Raw genomic sequence first — 17,812 nt, forward strand, 5'->3', positions numbered from 1 at the left:
GTCCCTCCGGCTGACGCCCCAGGTCTCGGCATTCCTCATGGAAACCGCCAGGCCCGGGGGCACGAACTCCGGGCCTTTTTCGTCCCATGCACGGGCCGGTAGCTGAGATGGTTTAGCGCCACTCTGAAACAGTGGAGACGTGGATTCGAGCGCCACACGGCCCACTCCATCCCCCCGCCGGGGGGACCGAGGAAGGTACGCCCGTTCGTCTAACGGTCAGGACGCCGCCCTTTCAAGGCGACAACGAGGGTTCGACTCCCTCACGGGTGACTCGGTGAAGGCCTGCGTGATCGAGACATACGGCCGGGGCGACTGGGGGCGCGGGCGGTCTCCAAAACCGCCGTCTCGCGGGTTCGAATCCTGCCGGCCGTGCTGGGATCGGGGTTGTGGTGTAGCGGCAGCACATCGGCCTTTTAAGCCGGGGAGCGGGGGTTCGAATCCCTCCAGCCCCATCGGGAGGTAATTGATCTCATGATTGTCCGTCCACGGCCTGTAGCTCAGCGGTAGAGCGCTCGGCTGATAACCGGGAGAGGGAGGTTCGATTCCTCCCGGGCCGACTGGACCGATACCGACGAGCCACGCGGCGGATCCGGGACCAAGGTGTTAGCGGCAGCACACCTGGCTCTTAACCAGGCGGGTGAGGGTTCGAGCCCCTCTGGTCCCACTCTCTCTTTGACAATTCGGCGACGGTGCACGGTGCCCATGATGTAACGGCAGCCTCCCGCCTTGCCATGGCGGATGTGCGGGTTCAAGTCCCGCTGGGCACTCTCACCGAGGTGTAGGAAAGTGGCCGAATCCGCCTGCTTCGGGAGCAGGAGACCGCTGGTTCGAATCCAGCCACCTCGACTGACTCGTTTCGTCGACTTCCGCCATCGCGGGTCGATGATCGTTCCTCCAGCCGCGAACCGAGATGCTGGCTCGAGCCAATGCCAGGCTACTCATCCACCCCGAAGAGCCACTCGCAAGCGAAGGCTCGAACGAGGTACAGTCCCCGAAGGCTCGGCGATCGAGAAACTAATGATGACGCCTCGGATTCAATTCCCGCGTACTGCTCCAGGGCATCGCCGAGCCCGAAGTTCGTCAATCGTCTCTGGAAGCGACTCGTCAGGAGGTCTCGATCATCCTCTGGGAAAGTCACGAGCTGGAACAGATGTCTGACGAGCAAGCAAAATGTGGAGAACTCTTCTACCTCGGCAGACGATCGCAACTCGGCCCTGGATAGGATGTCCGCCGCCTCGGGCTTCAGCAGCTTCAGCCTGTCCACGAGGAGTCCCGGATCGATGAAGCCCTGCAAGTCTGGCATTTCGATCAACTGGATAGTCCAGCCCAAGAACGCGGCCTCTTCCCCTCGCCAGAATGCCTCAGTTCGGGACTCTTGTTTCAGGGCGCCATGCGGCTCTTCGAGGATATCGCGGTGGTAGGGCATGATCCTGTCCTCAAGCCCAAGTCGGCCCAGCCAAGGGAGAAGCTGGGAGCAGAGTTCCCGGGTTCGATGATGCTCTGTCACCTCCAGCGATGCCCGAAATCCGAGTGCCCCATAAATGATCGATTGAGTCGCAACGTCAGCAGCAGTGCGGCGCATGGAGGAGCTCCAGCGGGGCCTCAGTTCAGACGGGCCATCGCGATCTGCCCCCTACGCTGTGCCGGTCGATGAAGATCTCACAGGATCGCGACACGATGAGTTCCGCTGGATTCCAGGGTGGCGAAATGGTAGCCGCACCTCACTGTTAATGAGGCGCCTTGGTTGGCATGGGGGTTCGAGTCCCTCCCCTGGAGCTTTCCCATAAAGATACGGAAGAGCAAGCCGATTGGCGACGGCACCCGGCCCGAACCCGGACGAGCGATGAGCCTTGGGGGTTCGACTCCCTCCTCTTCCGCTGACAGGCATTCCGAAATTCGGGAATCGGCTAACGGCAGGCCTCCTGGCCTTGAACCAGGCGGTGGAGGTTCGAATCCTCCTTCCCGATTGGCGGGCAAGTCCCGGTCGCGGGGACCCCGCCCGACGAATCCGGGGCAGTTGCGGTTGGTCGTGACGCCACGCTCTGAACGTGGAGGTCGCTGGTTCGATTCCAGCCCCCGGAACTTGTGAGCCCCTTGTGATCGTTGAGGAAGCCATCCGGCCGGATGAGGAACCTGTCTGGAAGGCAGGCGGCGGCCCCGGGCCGCTTGTGGGTTCGAGTCCCACGGCTTCCGCCTTGGCGGTCCGCGACCCGGTCGGGACCGCATGACGTGACATGCCCTCGTGGAGCAGCGGCGAGCTCGCCACCCTGTCAAGGTGGAGGCCACGGGTTCGAATCCCGTCGGGGGCGCTGATCTTGGAACAGGGCAGGTCCCTGACGTCGCGTCGGCTGGGCACTGGCGAGCCCAGGTGGCTGTAACCCACCCGCTTCGGCTGTGCAGGTTCAACTCCTGCTCGACGCACTCGATCCGCGGGAGACAACCCCGCGATCGAGATCCACGGCCCGGTCGTCTATCGGCCAGGACACCACCCTCTCAAGGTGGAGAGGCGGGTTCGACTCCCGCTCGGGCTGCTCGGCGGTTCCCGTCTTCATCGAGATCCAGGATTCAGCCCAGGCGTGGCGGGTGCCCGGCCGGCTCTCATAAGGCCGGCCTCCCGGATCGAGACCGGGGCCTGGGATTTTCTCCTCCGCACGGTACGCAAACTGGCAGAGCGGCCAGGTCGAGAGCCTGGTGCCTGTGGGTTCGACTCCCACCCGTGCGATCGATCGTTGGCGTGGTATTCGGTGCGTCCCGTGGTCCAGCGGCCACGACGCCTCTCTTACAAAGAGGAAATGGGGGTTCGACTCCCTCCGGGACGATCGCGGCGCCCGCGTCGCGTCGAAGGGCGGCTGGTCCAATGGGAAGACTCCTGGCCTGCACCCAGGGAATCGGGGTTCGAGTCCCCGGCTGTCCACTCGCAACGATCCCGCACAGCAACGGAAGGTAGCCGGATACGGCTTGCCGGGCCTCATTGCTAATGAGGTTGCCCCTCGCGGGCATGAGGGTTCGAATCCCTCGCCTTCCGCTCGTCCCTTACGAACCGCCCCCGGAGTGTGACGGATCCGCACGCGACCCTCCGAAGGTCGCAGACCAGGTTCGACTCCTGGCGGGGGCATGGCATGGAACGCCCCGGGAGCTCGGGTCCCGGCGCGTGCCGGCCGCCGGCCGTCTCCTCCGATGCACCGTCGCCCCGACCGTCCCGGCGATCCGCCGTCGCACGCCGCCCCGTTCGTCTGCTATCCTCGGATCGGCATCAGTTTCGATCCGAGGCCGCATCGATCCGGCGGGGACGCCATGAGCAGACCACGGCAGAAGACGATCAGGAACGGACCAGCACCCGCGCTCGATCGCCAGGGGACGACCGCGCCGTCGCCCGATCCCGCGGCCGCCGCGAGGAAGCGCCGGGAACGCCGCGAGTCGGTCGAGTCCGTGGTGGTGGTCGTCGTCGCCTTCCTGCTCTGGAGCTTCGAGGCGGAAGGCTTCGTGATCCCGACCGGCTCGATGGCCCAGACCCTCATGGGTCGGCACAAGGACGTGACCTGCCCGGAGTGCGGCCACGCCTACACGGTGAACGCCGACAGCGAGGTGGATTCGAGCGGCTCGGGGGGGAGCACCGGCCTTCAGGTCGCCTGGGGCACCTGCGACAACTGCCGGTTCACGACCCGCGTGGACGCCCTGCCCAGCCTGGGAGGCGACCGCATCTACACGATGAAGAAGGGCCTCCACCTCCCCCTCGTCCCGGCGCTCGGCGAGGTGGGCCCGCGACGATGGGAGGTCACCGTCTTCAAGGTGCCCGAGGAGCCGGAGGTCCGCTACATCAAGCGGATGGCGGGCCTGCCGAACGAGGTGCTCCGGATCCATCGCGGCGACCTCCTCAGGCAGCCCATCGATGAGTCCGAGCCGTTCCAGCGGCTGAGGCGCCCGTTCCCGCACCAGCAGGCCATGCAGGTGCTCGTCTACGACGACGGGCACCGGGCCCGATCGCTCCGCGACGACCCTCGCTGGGACCGCTGGGCCGGGACCTCCGACGGCTGGTCCGAGCCCTCGGCGGGTCGCTTCGCCGTCGACGCTCCGGGCGATACCTGGACCGAACTCCGCTACCGAAATCTCGTGCCCGAACCGCGCCACTGGGAGGCGATCGTCCAGGGCCGCACCCCCGACGCCCCCCGGGCGAGCCTGATCACGGATTTCAATTCCTACAATACGGCCATGCCCCTGAACCCCCACCCGGGGAGTGAGCAGGTGACCCGCGCCTGGTGCCAGCCCCACTGGGTGGGGGACCTGACGCTCTCGGGACGCGTCCGGGTCGCCCGCCAGTCCGGGACGCTCCGGCTGTCGCTCATCAAGGGGGGCCGCGCGCATCACGCCGATATCGACCTGGCGACCGGCCGGGCGACCCTGCTGCGCGACGATGAGGTCCTGGGCGACCCGGCCCCCACGCCCTTCTCCGCGCCCGGCGAGCACACGTTCGCCCTGGCCAACGTCGACGACCGGCTGACCCTCGAGGTCGATGGCAAGCTTCCCTTCGGCGACGGCCTGACCTACGACTCGTCCGACTCGTCGGGGCTGGCCAGGCCGTCGCCGGAGGACCTCGAGCCGGCCCGGATCGGGTCGCGGGGCGCCAGCCTCGAGGTGACCGGGCTGGTCCTCCGCCGCGACACCTACTACCTGCTCTCGCCCCGCCGCCCGGACCTCCCCGGCCTCGAGCCCGGGTCGGTCCAGAACCCGGAAGGCCTGTTCGACCTGCTGGCCGATCCCAATGCCTACGCTCGGCTGGGCCAGCCCGGCTGGCATGACTACCGGATCGGGGCCGGCCGCTACATGATGCTCGGCGACAATAGTCCCTGGAGCTCCGACTCCCGGGAATGGGGCCGCAAGGACCAGATGGACCCCGACTTCCCCGGACGGGGCTGGGACGATTCGGGCCGCGAGAGCTGGGAGGTCCCCGAATCCCTCATCATCGGCAAGGCCTTCTGGGTCTACTGGCCCCACCTTCAGCCCGTCTGGCCCGCCTGGCGATTCGGCGAATATCGCTTCCCGGTCCGCCCCAACTTCGAGGAGATCCGCTGGATTCGATGAGGTCGGGCAGGCCCCACCTGGTCGCGAATTCCTCCTCGGTTAGGCAGGATCCCTCCCGCGAGGTTTGCTGATTGCATAGGAAGCCCGACGAGTGCCCAAGCTCCTCAAGGATCGCTGGCGGCCGGAGTGCATTCGCGAGTTTCGTGCGGCCGCGAACGAGCGCTACCAGGACGGCCTGGCCCTGGCCATTCAGGGGAGGCGAACGGGCGCGATTTACCTGTGGGGATACAGTGCGGAGATGGCCCTCAAGGCCGCATATTTCACGCTCTTCCATTCGGAGACGGCGACCCTCGACTGGAAGTCTCACATCTTGCCGGCGATCCAGCATGCGAAGCTCGTACGGCAGATCGCGTGGCCGGTGGCCGGTCAGGGGCATAATGTACGGGCCTGGGCAGAGCTCCTCGTCGCCGAGAGGGCCTCGATATCCGGACGCGCCTACGAACCGAGGACAGCTCGCCAGGTTCAAGTCTGCGGACAACGAATCGGGCAACTCTGGAGCGAGTCACTTCGCTATCATGGAAACCTGGCCTACAGTCACGAAGTCACAAGAGTCCGCCTGGCGGCGGAATGGCTGTTGATCAACCTCGTGAATCTCTGAAGGACGACCACATGCCCCGAATTCGACTCGAGGCAACGCCAAGGATCAGTGCCGCCAATCGGGGCTTGGTGGCCAGGCTTTCCGATGAGCTGCGGATCGAGCGTAGTTTCGGACAGCCGCGAATCTACGAGCAGACCTACTCGACCGGGAAGACCCGCGTCCTCGTCATCTGGGACGAATGGGCTGATCGCTCGCTGGAGGAGCGGTCCGCGATTATTCTGGCAGCTTATGAGAGCGCAGAAGGGACGAGCTCCCGGGACAGGATCGCCCTTGCAAGCGGGCTCACGATGCCCGAAGCCACCACGGCCGGCATGTTACCTTATCAGGTCATCGCTTCACGCCGTGCGACCGATCCGGTAACCGAAGCGGAAGTTCGGGCCATGCTCATCGAACAAGGAGCCTCGACGCTCGACAGCGGGACGCTGAGGATTCGATTTGCGACCGTCAAGGAAGCCGAAGAGTGCATCGAGAGACTCGTCGAGAAATACCCTGCTAGCCGACCGATCTGGAGCATCCTCCGCGAAGACTTCTCCACCGATTCCGAAACCTCTTCAGAGCTCAACGACTTGGTGCCCTGACGACGGCTCGGTCCCGCTCGTCTTGACTCGTCCCAAGATCCGACTAGACTTTCTCTTACGAAATTTGGACCGGTCGCCTCGGCGTCCCGGTTCGAGAGTCTTGCCCCTTTCCTGGCGACGCCCCGAACCATCGGCGTCGACGGTGCGTAACATGGTTAAGGCCATCGAGTCCGAATCGGCACACGACCTCGCGAGCATGGCGGACGAGGTCCTGATGAGCCGGTATCGGGACGAGGGCAAGGAATCCCTGTTCAACGAGCTGGTCCGCCGCTACGAGCGGGAGCTCTATCGCTACCTTGTCCGTTACATCGGCGACGCGAACCTGGCGGACGATGTCTTCCAGAACACGTTCCTCCAGATTCACCTGAAGCGCGGGCTCTTCGAGGACGGCCGGCCGTTCCGGCCCTGGCTCTACTCGATCGCCACGCACCAGGCCGTCGATGCGATGCGGAAGGTCGGCAGGCACCCGACCCTGAGCCTGGACCAGCAGGTCCACTCCAGCCCACAGGGTTCCGAATCCGGCTCCCTGCTCGACCTGCTGGTGAACGAGGGGGTCGGCCCCCTGTCCGAGCTGGAAGAGCAGGAGCGCCAGCAATGGGTCCGAGACAGCATCCGGCGCCTGCCCGACGCACTCCGCCAGACCTTGATCCTCGCCTACCACCAGGACTTGAAATACCGCGAGATTGCGGACATCCTCAAGATCCCCGTCGGTACGGTGAAATCCAGGCTCCATGCCGCGATCTCCAAGCTCCAGGAAATGGCACGTACCGCCACTCGGGATGGGAATGATTGACGCCATGAACGCCGACGACCTGATCGATCACGTGCTGGGCCGGACGGAATCGGCCGATCGCGAGCGGATGGAGCGGGCCATCCGAGACGATTCCGAGCTGGCGTCGCGGGCCGAGCTCCTGTCGCGTCGGCTTCAGCTCCTGCTCGACGACGGCGAGGGGCCGGAGCCCCCCCCGGGGCTGCATCTCCGGACCATGACCCTGGTCGCCCGCGAGCGAGCCCGGCCCCGGGCCTTGCCCGACCTGATCCCGGCGCGGTCGCGGTTCCGCTGGGCCGACCTCGCCGTCGCCGCCAGCATCTTCCTGGCCGGCACGGTGACGCTGATCCCGGCGATCCAGCACTCGCGTGAGCGGATGAACATGGCCGGCTGCGTGTTCAACCTCGAGCAGCTCGGCAAGAGCTTCGCCCAGTACGCCTCGATCAAGCAGTCGTACCCGTATCCGCCGGGCCAGAAGACCGACGCGCCCGCCGGGACCTTCGCCACCTTCCTGCATGACGCCGGCGTCCTGACCGATCTCTCGGTCCTGGACTGCCCGCACAACGGCCGGCAGAAGGCGCCGCGGGAACTCCCCAGCTTCGAGCAGACCGAGGAGATCCAGCGGACCGACCCCGATCGCTACGCCAGGTTGTTCCCCTGGGACTACGCCTACAACGTCGGCTACCGCCAGGGATCCGGCCGGCCCGGGCCCGTCGAATCCCGCCCCGCCATGGCGATCCCCGTGGTCGCCGACGCCCCGGCCCATGAGGACTTCGCCCGCATCCTCCCCGGCAACAGCCCCAACCATGGCGGCCGAGGCCAGAATGTCCTCTACAGCGACGGCAGCGTCCGGCACCTGCCGACCCGCCGGGTCAGCCCGCACGATCAGGATCTCTTCCTCAACAACCGGAACGAGCTCCAGCCGGGCCTGGACGAGCAGGACAGCGCGATCCTCCCCAACTACAGCTCCTTCCGCGGGACGCCGGTCCGCTGACCGGCCCCGCGGAGGCCCGCGGTCTCGACTCAGGCCGTCACGAACCCGTGCTGCTTCCGATGCACGGGTCCATACATCGCTCTGGGCTGACTTGAACAGCCCGAGGTCGCGATCGGCAGCGAGAAGACGTACCGCAGCGCGTCCTCGACCGGGACCTTCGCGTCCTACACGATGCCGCCGGCCCCCCAGGCTCTTCATCCCGATGGCCGCAATCCCGCAAAGACGCAGGGACGGCGTGGATTCTGGTAGAGTCGTGACAGTCTCTTATCGGAGCACTGTCATGAAGCCGTTTTCTTCCAGCGTCGTCATGATCATGATGGTCGGTTTCTCGGCCTTGGCAGCCGGCCAGGATCCTGTACCTCCGACGCCCGTTCAGCCTGCACCAGTCAAGGATTCCTCCGACGTCATTTCCGCGCGGATCAAGCGCTCAGGCCCCGTTCGTGCCGGGAAGCCCAAGCGGGTGGCGGTTGCCCCGCAGAACGCCTCGGGCATTCTCCCGCTGGCCGCCCTCGTCGTAAACGGTCGCTTAATGCCTGCCACGCCGCCGACCAAAGAGGAAGTCGCGCATGCGGAGGCTGAGATCGCCGAAGCCTTCCGGTACAAGGGCACGACCGCAGCTTTGGCTAAGAGCCTGGACGTCAAGGATCCGCAAGCGAGAGCGGTCTGCGAGATGCTCTCCAAGGCGGACTTTATTCCCGAAGTGCGGGTCCAAACCTTCTCGACCCTCCTGCGAACTGAGGTAACCGTCGTGGGGTGGCATCTTACCGTCGTGAAACTGGAAGTGCGGGATCATGACAGCCTCGTTCGCGTCCGGGTTGCCCCGCTGTTGCAAGCGGCCGGCGAAGGGACGAATGGCATGTATGTCACCTATGATGAGAATTTCCGGATTGCTGGCGGCAGTCTCCAGTTTCTCGGCGTGGAGCCCGGAAAACTGTCAGGCATGGGCGGTGGTCAATAGCCACGCGAGCGACGTCCGTTTACCCCCGGTGTGGGGTGGATGCCCAGGACAGCCCCCTAACTGTCGCCCAGGTGATGCGGAACGAACACCAGCTCGGCCTGGATGAGTCGGATCGTGCGGTTTACCCCAATGGCAGCTCCTTCCGCGGGACGCCGGTCCTCCGACCGGCTCCGCGGAGGTCGTTCATCCCCGCGTTCAGCCCACACGTCAGGCCGTCGCGAACCCGTGCTGCTTCCGATGCACGGGTCCGTCATAGCTCTGGGCTGACTTGAACAGCTCGAACCGGCCGTCCCCCGCGACGTCGTGATACTTCGCCTCGACGGCGGCCATCTCGTCGCGCGTCATCGGCTGAAATTCGCGGACGATCTTGAGGTTCTGCTCGAGGATCTTCTCGGAATCGATCCCCGAGACGAGCGTCGCGATCGGCAGCGAGAAGACGTACCGCAACGCGTCCTCGACCGGGACCTTCGCGTCCTTCACGATGCCGCCGGCCCCCCCCAGGCTCTTCATCCCGATGGCCGCAATCCCGCGCTGGTTGAGCACCGGGAGCACATGGTGCTGGAAGCTCCGGTAATGGCCGTCGAGCACGTTGAGCGGCATCTGCACGCTTTCCCAATCGAACGGCATCCCCAGCATCTTGAGGTGGATTTCCGGGTGCTTGTGGCCGGTGAACCCGATGTGCCGGACCTTTCCCTGCTCCTTCGCCTTGAGGGCAAACTCGAGGGCACCGCCGGCGGAGAAGATCCACTCGGGGTCGTTGTCGTAGTTGATCTCGTGGAATTGCCAAAGGTCCAGGTGATCGGTCCGGAGCCGGCGGAGACTGTCATCGAGATTGGACTGCGCGTCCTTCGCCGTGCGGCCACAGCACTTGGTCATGAGGAAGACCTTGTCGCGCCGGCCCCCCTCCGAGATCGCCTTGCCCATCCGATCCTCGGCGACGCCGTCCATGTAGTCCCAGGCGTTGTCGAGGAACGTGATCCCCTCGTCGACCGCGCGCTGGATCAGTCGGACCGCGTCCGGCTCGTCCGGGACCGCGGCGTGGAAGCCCCCCAGCCCAAGCAACGTCACCTTCCGGCCGGTCCGGCCAAAAGGGCGGACCGGGATGCCCGTCGGTCCCTTCTCGTCCGCGGCCTCGCCCGTCGCCGGCAGGGCACCAAGGGCCAGCCCCGCGGCGGCGCTGGTTTGCAGGAATTCCCGCCTGCTGGGATTCGTACCTGGATGGGTCATGGCTTGCACCTCTTAAGGCCTGGGTCGGCGGGGATCGCACGAACGGTCCCGATTGTCCCCGATGGTAAGCCGAGAATCCTTGCCGAGGAAGGGTTGGGATCGGACGGCCGGAGCAGCCTCGGGACAGGAGGGCGTCCGGGTGCTATCCTCGACGGAGTTCGTCGGCGATGCCCGCCGAGCGTGTTACCCCGCGCGAGGTTCGTACCATGATGCCCCCCCGCTCCTTCGTCCGTGCTGTGGCACTCCTGCCCTTCATGACCCTCCTCGTCATCCCGGCCCGCGGCCAGTCGGGGAAGACGTATCCGCCGTCCGAGGGTTGGAAGCCGCTCTTCAACGGCAGGAATCTCGACGGCTGGAAGTTCCGCAATCCCGATGCCAGGAAGGTCTGGGTCGCCTGCGACGACGTTCGCCTCGACCCATCCAACCCCGGCCGACTCCTGCCGGTCGGCTCCGGCGGGGGGCCCGCTGCCGTGCTCCTTTGCGGCGATGACGGCCGCGGCTCGGACATCCGGACCGTCGAGGATTTCGACGACTACGAGCTGCACCTTGAGTTCACCGTCCCGAAGGGGAGCAACTCGGGCGTCTACAATCGCGGCCTCTTCGAGATCCAGGTATTCGACAGCTTCGGCGCGGCGAAGCTCGCCTGCCACGATTGCGGGGCCCTCTACGAGCGGGCCATCCCCCCCGAGAACCTGTCCCGCCCGCCGGGCGCGTGGCAGTCGTACGACATCACGCTCAGAGGTAAGAAGCTCAGCCTGATCTGGAACGGCAAGGTCGTCTACAAGGACATGGACGTTCGATACGGCGAGACCGACCGGGCCGCATTCGATCGGCTGAATGAGGAGAGCAAGGCCCTGCCCGAGCCCCTCAAGGTCAAGCTCCGCGAGGAGAACGGCAAGTTCGTGGGCTACTTCGGCGAAGGGGCCACGCGTTCCGGCCTCGACGGCCCGGACCGACCGGGGCCGATCCTGCTCCAGGGGGATCACGGACCGGTGGCCTACCGCAACCTCTTCATCCGCAAGCTGGCGAAGTGAGTGTCTGTCCCATGAGCCCGTTTTAATGGGTAAGGCAAAGTTCCGGCTCTGCCCCTTACGAAGGGGGAGTAGGAGGGGGTGAATCGGGCGGGCCTCGGCGATCGAGAACACCCCCCTGAATCCCCCCTTGGTAAGGGGGGAAGTGAAATCCCGGCTCTCCTCCTTACGAAGTGAGAGTTGGAGGGAGTTTCGAGGCGTTGCCGCGGGGCTCGCGCGATGGAATTCGAATCGAACGAACGAGGCTCGACCATGAAGACGATCAGGGTGACGCTCGATTACGGCCGCACGGGCCTGGACGTGGAAATCCCGGCGGAACGCATGGTCGGACCGCTCACGATCCGCGAGCACCCGCCGGTCCTCGACCCCGACGCCGCCATCGCCGAGGTGCTCGCCCGGCCCACGGGCTCGCCGCCGCTGGCCGAGCTCGCCCGCGGCAAGAAGTCCGCGTGCATCCTGATCTGCGACATCACCCGGCCGGTCCCCAATCGCGTGATCCTGCCGCCGGTCCTGAAGACGCTCCACGACTCGGGGATCGACCGCGAGGACGTCCTCATCCTGGTCGCCACCGGCCTTCACCGGCCCAGCACCGCCGCCGAGAAGCTCGAGATGCTCGGCCCCGAGATCGCTTCGACGTACCGCGTCGAGGACCATCACGGCACGCATCGCGAGGAGCACACGTTCCTCGGGACGACCCCCCGCGGGATCCCGGCGTGGATCGACACGCGGTACGTTCGCGCCGACCTCAAGATCACGGTCGGCCTGATCGAGCCCCACCTCATGGCCGGGTACTCGGGGGGTCGCAAGCTGATCTGTCCGGGCGTGGCGTCGATCGAGACCGTCCGGCACTGGCACGGCCCGGCGCTCCTCGAGCACCCGAACGCCGACTGCGGGATCCTCGACGGCAATCCGGTCCACGAGGAGAACACCCGGATCGGCCGGATGGCCGGCTGCGACTTCATCGTCAACGTCACGCTCGACGCCCATCGGCGGATCACCTCGGTCGTGGCCGGCGACATGGAGGCGGCCTTCCTGAAGGGCGTGGAGTTCGTCCGCGAGATCGTCCGCGCCCCGGTTGCGAGGCCGGTGGACATCGTGGTCACGAGCTCGGCCGGCTATCCGCTGGACACCACGTTCTACCAGTCGGTGAAGGGCCTCACCGGCTGCCTGCCGATCGTCAAGCAGGGGGGGACGATCATCATCGCCGCCAGCATGACGGAGGGGGTCGGCTCGCCCGAGCTGCAATCGATCTTCGCCGAGAATCCCACGCCGGACGCGTTCATGCAGCGAATCCTCGGCAAGGACTACTTCGTCATGGACCAGTGGCAGGTGGAGGAGCTCGCCAAGGTCCTCCGCAAGGCCCGCGTGAAGGTCGTCACCGACGGACTGTCCCCGGAGGTCCTCTCCCGCTGCTACGTCGAAACCGCCCCGAGCGTGGAGTCCGCGCTGGCCGACTCGCTGGCCGAGTACGGCCCCAACGCCCAGGTCGCCGTCATCCCCAAGGGGCCCTATGTCCTGCCGGTGCTGGCGGAGGCATGACGCGCGGTCGTCGGGATCAGGCGATCGGCGGCTCCCGATCCCAGGCCGCGGTTGCCGGCTTGCCCTCGATGAGACGAACCGAAGCCGAGCGGGAGAGGACATCGTGACTCCCGTCAGCCTCCGCGTTCCCGAGCCGTCGCGATAGCGCATCGTCCACCCCCGCGCGCCCGTGGGCTCCGACCGCCTCACGGCGATTGTCATCGGACGCGGAGGCGTCGGGACCCCGATCGTCATCCCGTCCGGCTGATTCTTGACGTGGCTCCTCTCCTACGCAATAATCCGTACGCTCAAGTCTGTAGATCGGCTCGGAGAGGGCGAACGACGATGGCGGGACGCAAGGCGCTGGCGATCACGGAGCGGCAGTTCGAGGTGCTCCGGATCCTCTGGGAGCACGGGCCGCAGACGGTCCGGGGCCTGATGGAGCATCTCCCCAGGGGGGACCGGCAGCCGTACACGACCGTGCTGGGGCTGGTGCAGGGGATGGAGAAGGCCGGGCTCGTGGATCACGACAAGCAGGGGCTGACCCACCTCTACCGGCCGGCCGTGTCGAAGCAGGAGGCCACCGGGAGCCTGCTGTCCGACTTCCTGTCGCGGTTCTTCCGCGGGTCGGCGGAGCAGCTCGTGATGGGCCTCGTCGATGCGGAGCAGCTCGCGGCGGGGGACCTGCGGGAGATCGAGGCGAGGATACGGGCCGCGGAAGAAGCGCGGGGGCCGGCGAGGCCGGCGTCGCGGAAAGGGAGGAAGGCACCATGACGCACCTGGCGGAGAACTGGGCGGTCCCCTGGCTGGTCATGCTCCTGGGCTGGTCGATCCGCTGGGGGCTCGTCATGGCGGCCCTGGCGGCGTGGCTCGCGGCTCGTCCACCACGCGGGGCGGGGATTCGATACCGGCTCTGCCTGGCCGCGCTCGGGGCTGGCTTGCTGATGCCGTTCGTCCCTCGCTGGGGAAAGACGGTCGTCCGCTGGCCGGCCCCCCCGGCGGCCGTCGCTGCGCCGGCCACCTCGATGCCGCCGCCCGCCGTTCCGATTCAGGAAGCCCCGAAAAACTCGAGCCCTACCCCTCGGGGAGAGATGAGGAGCCCGTCCGGGCTGACCGTCCCCGAGGAGCCTCCCGCGGCGACGGCTTCGCCCGCACAAGCCCCGGTTCCGACCCTCGATCGACTGAGCCTTGCGGGACTGATCGTCGCGACCGCATGGGCCGTGTTCGCCGCCGGCCTGCTGCTTCGTCTGACGTGCGGATGGATCCGGCTGAACCGTCTGAAGCGTGACGCGCGGGAGGATGACGCCGCGACGCCCCTCCTGGACGAGTCTCGCGCGGCGCTGCGATTGTCTCGCCCCGTCCGCGTCGGGGTGCATCCGGCCGTCCATTCGCCCGTCGTCGTGGGCGGCCTGCGTCCGGTTGTCCTCATCCCGCCGGACTGGGAGGACGACTGGACCGAAACGCGGAAGCGAGCCTGCCTGCTCCACGAGCTGTCCCACCTGTCGCGCTACGACGACGCGGTGAAGCTCGCGCAGGAGCTCGTCCGCGCCGTCTTCTTCTTCCATCCCTTCGTGCTCTGGCTCCTGACCCGCCTTGACCGCGAACGGGAGCTCCTCTGCGACGAGGTGGCCGTCGCCCATGGATGCGACCCGGTCGATTACGCCCGGCTCCTGTTCGACCTGGCGAGTCGCCCCTTCCGCCTTTCCCCCGTCGCGCCTCTTTCCAGCCACGGTTGGCTCCCGTTCCTCGACCGCCGGACCGTCAGGTCCCGGATCGAACGACTGCTGGAGGAAGACATGCCGCGCACCCTTTCCCCAACGTCGCCCGCGCGCCGCGCCCTGATCGTCGGCCTGGCCCTCGTCACGGCCCTCGGCGTCGGCGGACTCCGCGTCAATCGCGCGCCGGCGCAGGAGCCGGCGAAGGGAAAGAAGGCTCCGGCCGTTGAGCCCGCCAGGCCGGTCATCAAGCCGCCCGGCACTCGAGAGACCCCACGCGAGCTGAAGGGGACGGTGCTCGATCCCGACGATAAGCCGGTCTCCGGCGCGACGATCGTGGCGGGATGCTACGACCCAGGCCATACGGGGCATCAGGTCCTCACGACGGATGACGAAGGGCGGTTCACCTGGCCGGTGCCCGAGGGGGTGAGATTCGTGATGATCGCGGCCCACAAGCCGGGCCTCGCCGCGTCCGTTCTCTCCGCACAGGCGAATGGCTTCGCTCACCCAGATGACCTGGAACTGAGGCTCAAGAAGCCGGCCATCTTCGCCGCCGTCGTCCAGGACCCAGACGGCAAACCGGTCCACGAGGCGACCGTGCGGGTTCGACGAATGGCGAGACCCTGGGATCAGGGGAATTCCTTCGGTATAGGCTATTCCGAGGTTCCGTCCTCGGTCGTCGACAGGAGCCCGATGGAGGGCCTGTTCCGGATCAGGACCAACGCACTCGGCTCGTTCTCCCTGAACGCGATCCCGCCCGAGGCGGGACTGATGCTCGAGGCCACATCGCACGATGGACGCCCGCTCCGGATCCGGGCGAAGTCCGCACCCGAAGGTCCGAAGCGTCAGATGATGGACGATCAGGGATTCGTCACCTCGCCACCGGGAAGCTGGACCCGGCTGGTGGCCGTTCCGGCTTCCCGGATCACGGGGCGAGTGATCTCGAGCGTACCGGATGTCAGGCTGACCGCGCTGAAGGCCGCCTACCAGGGCAGCAGGCCCAGGCAGGACGTCCGGAGAGACGTCAACGCCTGGGGCGAGTCCTCGATCGATACAGAGGGCCGATTCACCTTTGAGAACCTCGACGAAGGAACGGTCAATGTCGTCGTCCGGGGCCAGGACCAGGGCGAGGGCCGGACGTGGACCTATCGCGCCGGCAAGGACGTCAAGCTGACCCCCGGGGCCACCACGGAGGTGACCATCGAGCTGATCCGCGGCGTCGAGGTGGAAGGCAAGGTGGCGGAGCAGGGGACCGGACTGCCGATCGAGGGGGCTAGCCTCGGGGTCTACGGGCCCTTCCGACCCCGGACGAGTGCGATGACTCACGGTGCAAAATCGGACGCCCAGGGCCGCTACCATTACCGGCTCCCCGCGGGCGAGACCTATCTGTATGTGATGGGCATGCCGCCGGGCTACACCAACCCGACCGGCAACACCACGGGCGTGACCGTGACGATCCCCGAAGGCGTGACCGAGTACAAGGTCCCCTCGCTCGAGCTGGCCCCCGCCGTCACCGTCCAGGGCAAGGTCCTGGATGCCGGCGGTGCGCCGATCGCCGGCGCGACGGTCGTGGGCACCTGCCAGGGCGGGACCTGTCAGCCCTTCCCGGGCACCGAGCGTATAACCGACTTCCGCGGCGAGTTCCGGCTCCCGCCGTCGCTCAACAACACGATCGCCGTGGGAAAGCCCGCACAACTGCTCATCCGCCTCCGCGACGGGGCCGAGCACCAGGCGGCGGCGCTCCCCTCGGAGGACGGCACCGTGATCGTCAACCTGCCCATCCGCGGCTCCAGCAAGACCTCCGTCGAGCCGCCTCCCGACGTCGCGGCCAACGAGCTGGCCGGCGTCGTGGTGGACACCAACGGCAAGCCCCTCGAGGGCGTGGAGGCCGACGTCTGGTCGTGGTATCGCGGCAACGAGGCGAAGACCGACGCCAAGGGGATCTTCCGGATCCGCAACCTCGGCAAGCAGAGCCACAGCGTTCAGGTCGTCTTCCGCAAGCAAGGCTATTCCCCACGGATGTTCATGATCCAACCGGTCGGCTCTCCGGGGATGGTCGTCGTGCTGGGGAACCGGACCTACTTCGAGGGACGCGTCACCGACGCCGAAGGCAAGCCCGCGGCGAACGCGCTGATCCGCGCCAACAACGGGCCCAAGCAAGGTCCCGGCGTGTTGATCACCGAGATCTGGACCGAGACGCGGACGGATGGCGATGGCCGATATCGGCTGTATGCCCAGTCCGACGCCTACGACATCCAGGTCCGCGTGCCCGGCCTGGGATCGGCCAGGCTTCAGGGCATCACCATCGGACCGGACGAGGCAAAGCCGCTCGACATCCGGCTCAGCCGGGATGTCACCTTCCGGGCCAGGGTCGTGGACAGCGTCTCCGCCAAACCCGTCGCCGGCCTCCGCCTTCACCACTGGCAGCACGCCGGGATCGAGGCGCGCTCGGGCGAGGATGGACGCATCGAGATCCCGGACATGCTCCCCGGTCGGTTCGAATTCCAGGTCGAGGCGCCGGGGTTCACTCGCTGGTGGTCCGACCAGGCGGAGAGCGACTGGAACCGTCGCTCGACCGATGGTCCGGACGGCTGGCAGAGGAATTTCGACAACCTGGACTTCAACATCGCGGCCGGGATGAAGCCGGTCACCATCGTGGTCGAGCGGGGGGTGAAGATCACGGGGAAGGTGCTCGACCCGGAGAACCAGCCCGTCGTCGGGGCGACCGTGGCGCTGGTGATCACGAGTGCCGGGAATCAGTTCACCGACGCGTCGCGGTTCACCGTCCGCTCGGGCGACGAGGGCCGCTTTGAGGTATCGCTCCCGGCCAGCGGAGACTGCGATTACAACCTCATGGCCCACGATGGCGACTACCGTATCTGGAGAACCTGGGCCAACGGAGCGATCCCCCCCTTCCGGACGAAGCCCGGCCAGGAGATCCGGGACGCGGAGATCCACCTTACGCGGCCGGCCATCGTCCGCGGCCGCGTGACCGACGTCGCCGGCCAGCCGATCGCCGACCGCGAGGTCTTCGCAATCGCGGCCGACCGCCTCGAGGACCGCAACTTCAACCCCGCCGCGACGACCAACCAGGATGGAGTCTATGAGCTGAAGTTCGTCCGACCAGGTATGCAGTTCGTCCACGTCTCCCCTATCTTCTACGATGCGAATTGGACCCCAGATACGGGTAGCCAGACTCTGGACCTGTCGGCCGGCGAGACCAGGGAGGGCGTGGATTTCCAGGCGGCGCGGTGAAAAGCATTGGCGGTTCCGTCACGGCACGATCGAACGATCGCCAATCCGAGCCGGAAGCGTGAGCGACGGTTCCCTCCGAAATGCGCAGGA

12 protein-coding genes and 20 tRNA genes are annotated in these 17,812 nt (G+C 66.8%); 30 read left to right on the forward strand and 2 right to left on the reverse strand.

The features are described 5' to 3' along the window. The first annotated feature begins 92 nt into the window (after positions 1-92). The 8 genes from G6O54_RS05930 to G6O54_RS05965 all read left to right on the forward strand — a co-directional run bounded on the left by G6O54_RS05930 (position 93) and on the right by G6O54_RS05965 (position 846). A tRNA-Phe gene (locus G6O54_RS05930) sits at positions 93-164 on the forward strand. A 34-nt stretch (positions 165-198) separates the two neighbouring features. Next, a tRNA-Glu gene (locus G6O54_RS05935) sits at positions 199-270 on the forward strand. Positions 271-299: 29 nt separating this feature from the next. Continuing rightward, positions 300-372: transfer RNA gene (locus G6O54_RS05940), tRNA-Trp, on the forward strand. Between the two features lie 8 nt (positions 373-380). Further along, positions 381-452, forward strand: a tRNA-Lys gene (locus tag G6O54_RS05945). A 34-nt stretch (positions 453-486) separates the two neighbouring features. Further along, positions 487-557: transfer RNA gene (locus G6O54_RS05950), tRNA-Ile, on the forward strand. A 34-nt stretch (positions 558-591) separates the two neighbouring features. Further along, positions 592-664, forward strand: a tRNA-Lys gene (locus G6O54_RS05955). A 32-nt stretch (positions 665-696) separates the two neighbouring features. Beyond that, positions 697-767 (forward strand) — tRNA-Gly (locus tag G6O54_RS05960). A 5-nt stretch (positions 768-772) separates the two neighbouring features. After that, a tRNA-Pro gene (locus tag G6O54_RS05965) sits at positions 773-846 on the forward strand. Positions 847-934: 88 nt separating this feature from the next. Here the strand turns inward: G6O54_RS05965 and G6O54_RS05970 are convergent. Next, positions 935-1,582, reverse strand: a complete 648-nt coding sequence (locus tag G6O54_RS05970) for a hypothetical protein (protein ID WP_165221531.1) — start codon at positions 1,580-1,582, stop codon at positions 935-937. Between the two features lie 111 nt (positions 1,583-1,693). Here G6O54_RS05970 and G6O54_RS05975 point away from each other — a divergent pair. From G6O54_RS05975 to G6O54_RS06060, 18 genes are all read left to right on the forward strand, one after another. Further along, positions 1,694-1,776: transfer RNA gene (locus G6O54_RS05975), tRNA-Asn, on the forward strand. Positions 1,777-1,793: 17 nt separating this feature from the next. After that, positions 1,794-1,877 (forward strand) — tRNA-Ser (locus tag G6O54_RS05980). A 19-nt stretch (positions 1,878-1,896) separates the two neighbouring features. After that, a tRNA-Gln gene (locus tag G6O54_RS05985) sits at positions 1,897-1,967 on the forward strand. Positions 1,968-2,007: 40 nt separating this feature from the next. Next, positions 2,008-2,082 (forward strand) — tRNA-Gln (locus G6O54_RS05990). A gap of 25 nt (positions 2,083-2,107) precedes the next feature. Continuing rightward, positions 2,108-2,193, forward strand: a tRNA-Ser gene (locus tag G6O54_RS05995). 43 nt (positions 2,194-2,236) lie between these two features. Continuing rightward, a tRNA-Asp gene (locus G6O54_RS06000) sits at positions 2,237-2,309 on the forward strand. Positions 2,310-2,341: 32 nt separating this feature from the next. Beyond that, positions 2,342-2,421 (forward strand) — tRNA-Tyr (locus G6O54_RS06005). Positions 2,422-2,459: 38 nt separating this feature from the next. Then, a tRNA-Glu gene (locus tag G6O54_RS06010) sits at positions 2,460-2,531 on the forward strand. 117 nt (positions 2,532-2,648) lie between these two features. Continuing rightward, positions 2,649-2,722, forward strand: a tRNA-Leu gene (locus G6O54_RS06015). A gap of 25 nt (positions 2,723-2,747) precedes the next feature. Next, positions 2,748-2,819, forward strand: a tRNA-Val gene (locus G6O54_RS06020). Between the two features lie 24 nt (positions 2,820-2,843). Further along, positions 2,844-2,914: transfer RNA gene (locus G6O54_RS06025), tRNA-Ala, on the forward strand. 24 nt (positions 2,915-2,938) lie between these two features. Beyond that, positions 2,939-3,025: transfer RNA gene (locus G6O54_RS06030), tRNA-Ser, on the forward strand. Positions 3,026-3,294: 269 nt separating this feature from the next. Further along, complete coding sequence (locus G6O54_RS06035) at positions 3,295-5,079, forward strand: S26 family signal peptidase (RefSeq protein WP_165221534.1); 1,785 nt, start codon at positions 3,295-3,297, stop codon at positions 5,077-5,079. 91 nt (positions 5,080-5,170) lie between these two features. Next, positions 5,171-5,677 (forward strand): hypothetical protein, encoded by a 507-nt coding sequence (locus tag G6O54_RS06040; protein ID WP_165221537.1) that lies wholly within the window; start codon positions 5,171-5,173, stop codon positions 5,675-5,677. A gap of 11 nt (positions 5,678-5,688) precedes the next feature. Further along, entirely contained in the window at positions 5,689-6,255 is a 567-nt protein-coding gene (locus G6O54_RS06045; protein ID WP_165221540.1) for a hypothetical protein, read from the forward strand. A 151-nt stretch (positions 6,256-6,406) separates the two neighbouring features. Continuing rightward, positions 6,407-7,048, forward strand: a complete 642-nt coding sequence (locus G6O54_RS06050) for an RNA polymerase sigma factor (protein WP_165221544.1) — start codon at positions 6,407-6,409, stop codon at positions 7,046-7,048. Between the two features lie 4 nt (positions 7,049-7,052). Continuing rightward, positions 7,053-8,018, forward strand: a complete 966-nt coding sequence (locus tag G6O54_RS06055; protein WP_165221547.1) for a hypothetical protein — start codon at positions 7,053-7,055, stop codon at positions 8,016-8,018. 280 nt (positions 8,019-8,298) lie between these two features. Beyond that, positions 8,299-8,976, forward strand: coding sequence for a hypothetical protein (locus G6O54_RS06060; RefSeq protein WP_165221550.1), 678 nt, complete (start codon positions 8,299-8,301; stop codon positions 8,974-8,976). 207 nt (positions 8,977-9,183) lie between these two features. Here the strand turns inward: G6O54_RS06060 and G6O54_RS06065 are convergent, their stop codons facing one another. Beyond that, positions 9,184-10,203 (reverse strand): aldo/keto reductase, encoded by a 1,020-nt coding sequence (locus G6O54_RS06065; protein WP_165221553.1) that lies wholly within the window; start codon positions 10,201-10,203, stop codon positions 9,184-9,186. Between the two features lie 206 nt (positions 10,204-10,409). Between G6O54_RS06065 and G6O54_RS06070 the strand changes: the two genes are divergently transcribed. From G6O54_RS06070 to G6O54_RS06085, 4 genes are all read left to right on the forward strand, one after another. Then, positions 10,410-11,237 carry a 3-keto-disaccharide hydrolase gene (locus G6O54_RS06070; RefSeq protein WP_165221557.1) on the forward strand — a complete coding sequence of 276 codons (828 nt, stop codon included), beginning with the start codon at positions 10,410-10,412 and terminating at the stop codon, positions 11,235-11,237. Positions 11,238-11,486: 249 nt separating this feature from the next. Beyond that, positions 11,487-12,773 (forward strand): nickel-dependent lactate racemase family protein, encoded by a 1,287-nt coding sequence (locus G6O54_RS06075; protein ID WP_250846737.1) that lies wholly within the window; start codon positions 11,487-11,489, stop codon positions 12,771-12,773. A gap of 324 nt (positions 12,774-13,097) precedes the next feature. Then, entirely contained in the window at positions 13,098-13,526 is a 429-nt protein-coding gene (locus G6O54_RS06080) for a BlaI/MecI/CopY family transcriptional regulator (protein WP_165221561.1), read from the forward strand. Then, the gene (locus G6O54_RS06085; RefSeq protein ID WP_165221564.1) at positions 13,523-17,722 is read left to right on the forward strand and encodes a M56 family metallopeptidase; all 4,200 of its coding nucleotides are present in this window, start codon (positions 13,523-13,525) and stop codon (positions 17,720-17,722) included. Before G6O54_RS06080 ends, G6O54_RS06085 begins: the two co-directional genes overlap by 4 nt. The last annotated feature ends 90 nt before the right edge of the window (positions 17,723-17,812 follow it).

The organism is Aquisphaera insulae (genome assembly GCF_011064615.1).
Taxonomy (GTDB): domain Bacteria; phylum Planctomycetota; class Planctomycetia; order Isosphaerales; family Isosphaeraceae; genus Aquisphaera; species Aquisphaera insulae.

Excerpts from the sequence above, each read along its gene's own strand:
- G6O54_RS06055 (WP_165221547.1), top strand. The coding sequence starts at position 7,053 with ATGAACGCCGACGACCTGATCGATCACGTGCTGGGCCGGACGGAATCG.
- G6O54_RS06060 (WP_165221550.1), top strand. The coding sequence starts at position 8,299 with ATGAAGCCGTTTTCTTCCAGCGTCGTCATGATCATGATGGTCGGTTTC.
- G6O54_RS06070 (WP_165221557.1), top strand. The coding sequence starts at position 10,410 with ATGATGCCCCCCCGCTCCTTCGTCCGTGCTGTGGCACTCCTGCCCTTC.
- G6O54_RS06075 (WP_250846737.1), top strand. The coding sequence starts at position 11,487 with ATGAAGACGATCAGGGTGACGCTCGATTACGGCCGCACGGGCCTGGAC.
- G6O54_RS06035 (WP_165221534.1), top strand. The coding sequence starts at position 3,295 with ATGAGCAGACCACGGCAGAAGACGATCAGGAACGGACCAGCACCCGCG.
- G6O54_RS06045 (WP_165221540.1), top strand. The coding sequence starts at position 5,689 with ATGCCCCGAATTCGACTCGAGGCAACGCCAAGGATCAGTGCCGCCAAT.
- G6O54_RS06065 (WP_165221553.1), bottom strand. The coding sequence starts at position 10,203 with ATGACCCATCCAGGTACGAATCCCAGCAGGCGGGAATTCCTGCAAACC.
- G6O54_RS06050 (WP_165221544.1), top strand. The coding sequence starts at position 6,407 with ATGGTTAAGGCCATCGAGTCCGAATCGGCACACGACCTCGCGAGCATG.
- G6O54_RS06080 (WP_165221561.1), top strand. The coding sequence starts at position 13,098 with ATGGCGGGACGCAAGGCGCTGGCGATCACGGAGCGGCAGTTCGAGGTG.
- G6O54_RS06085 (WP_165221564.1), top strand. The coding sequence starts at position 13,523 with ATGACGCACCTGGCGGAGAACTGGGCGGTCCCCTGGCTGGTCATGCTC.
- G6O54_RS05970 (WP_165221531.1), bottom strand. The coding sequence starts at position 1,582 with ATGCGCCGCACTGCTGCTGACGTTGCGACTCAATCGATCATTTATGGG.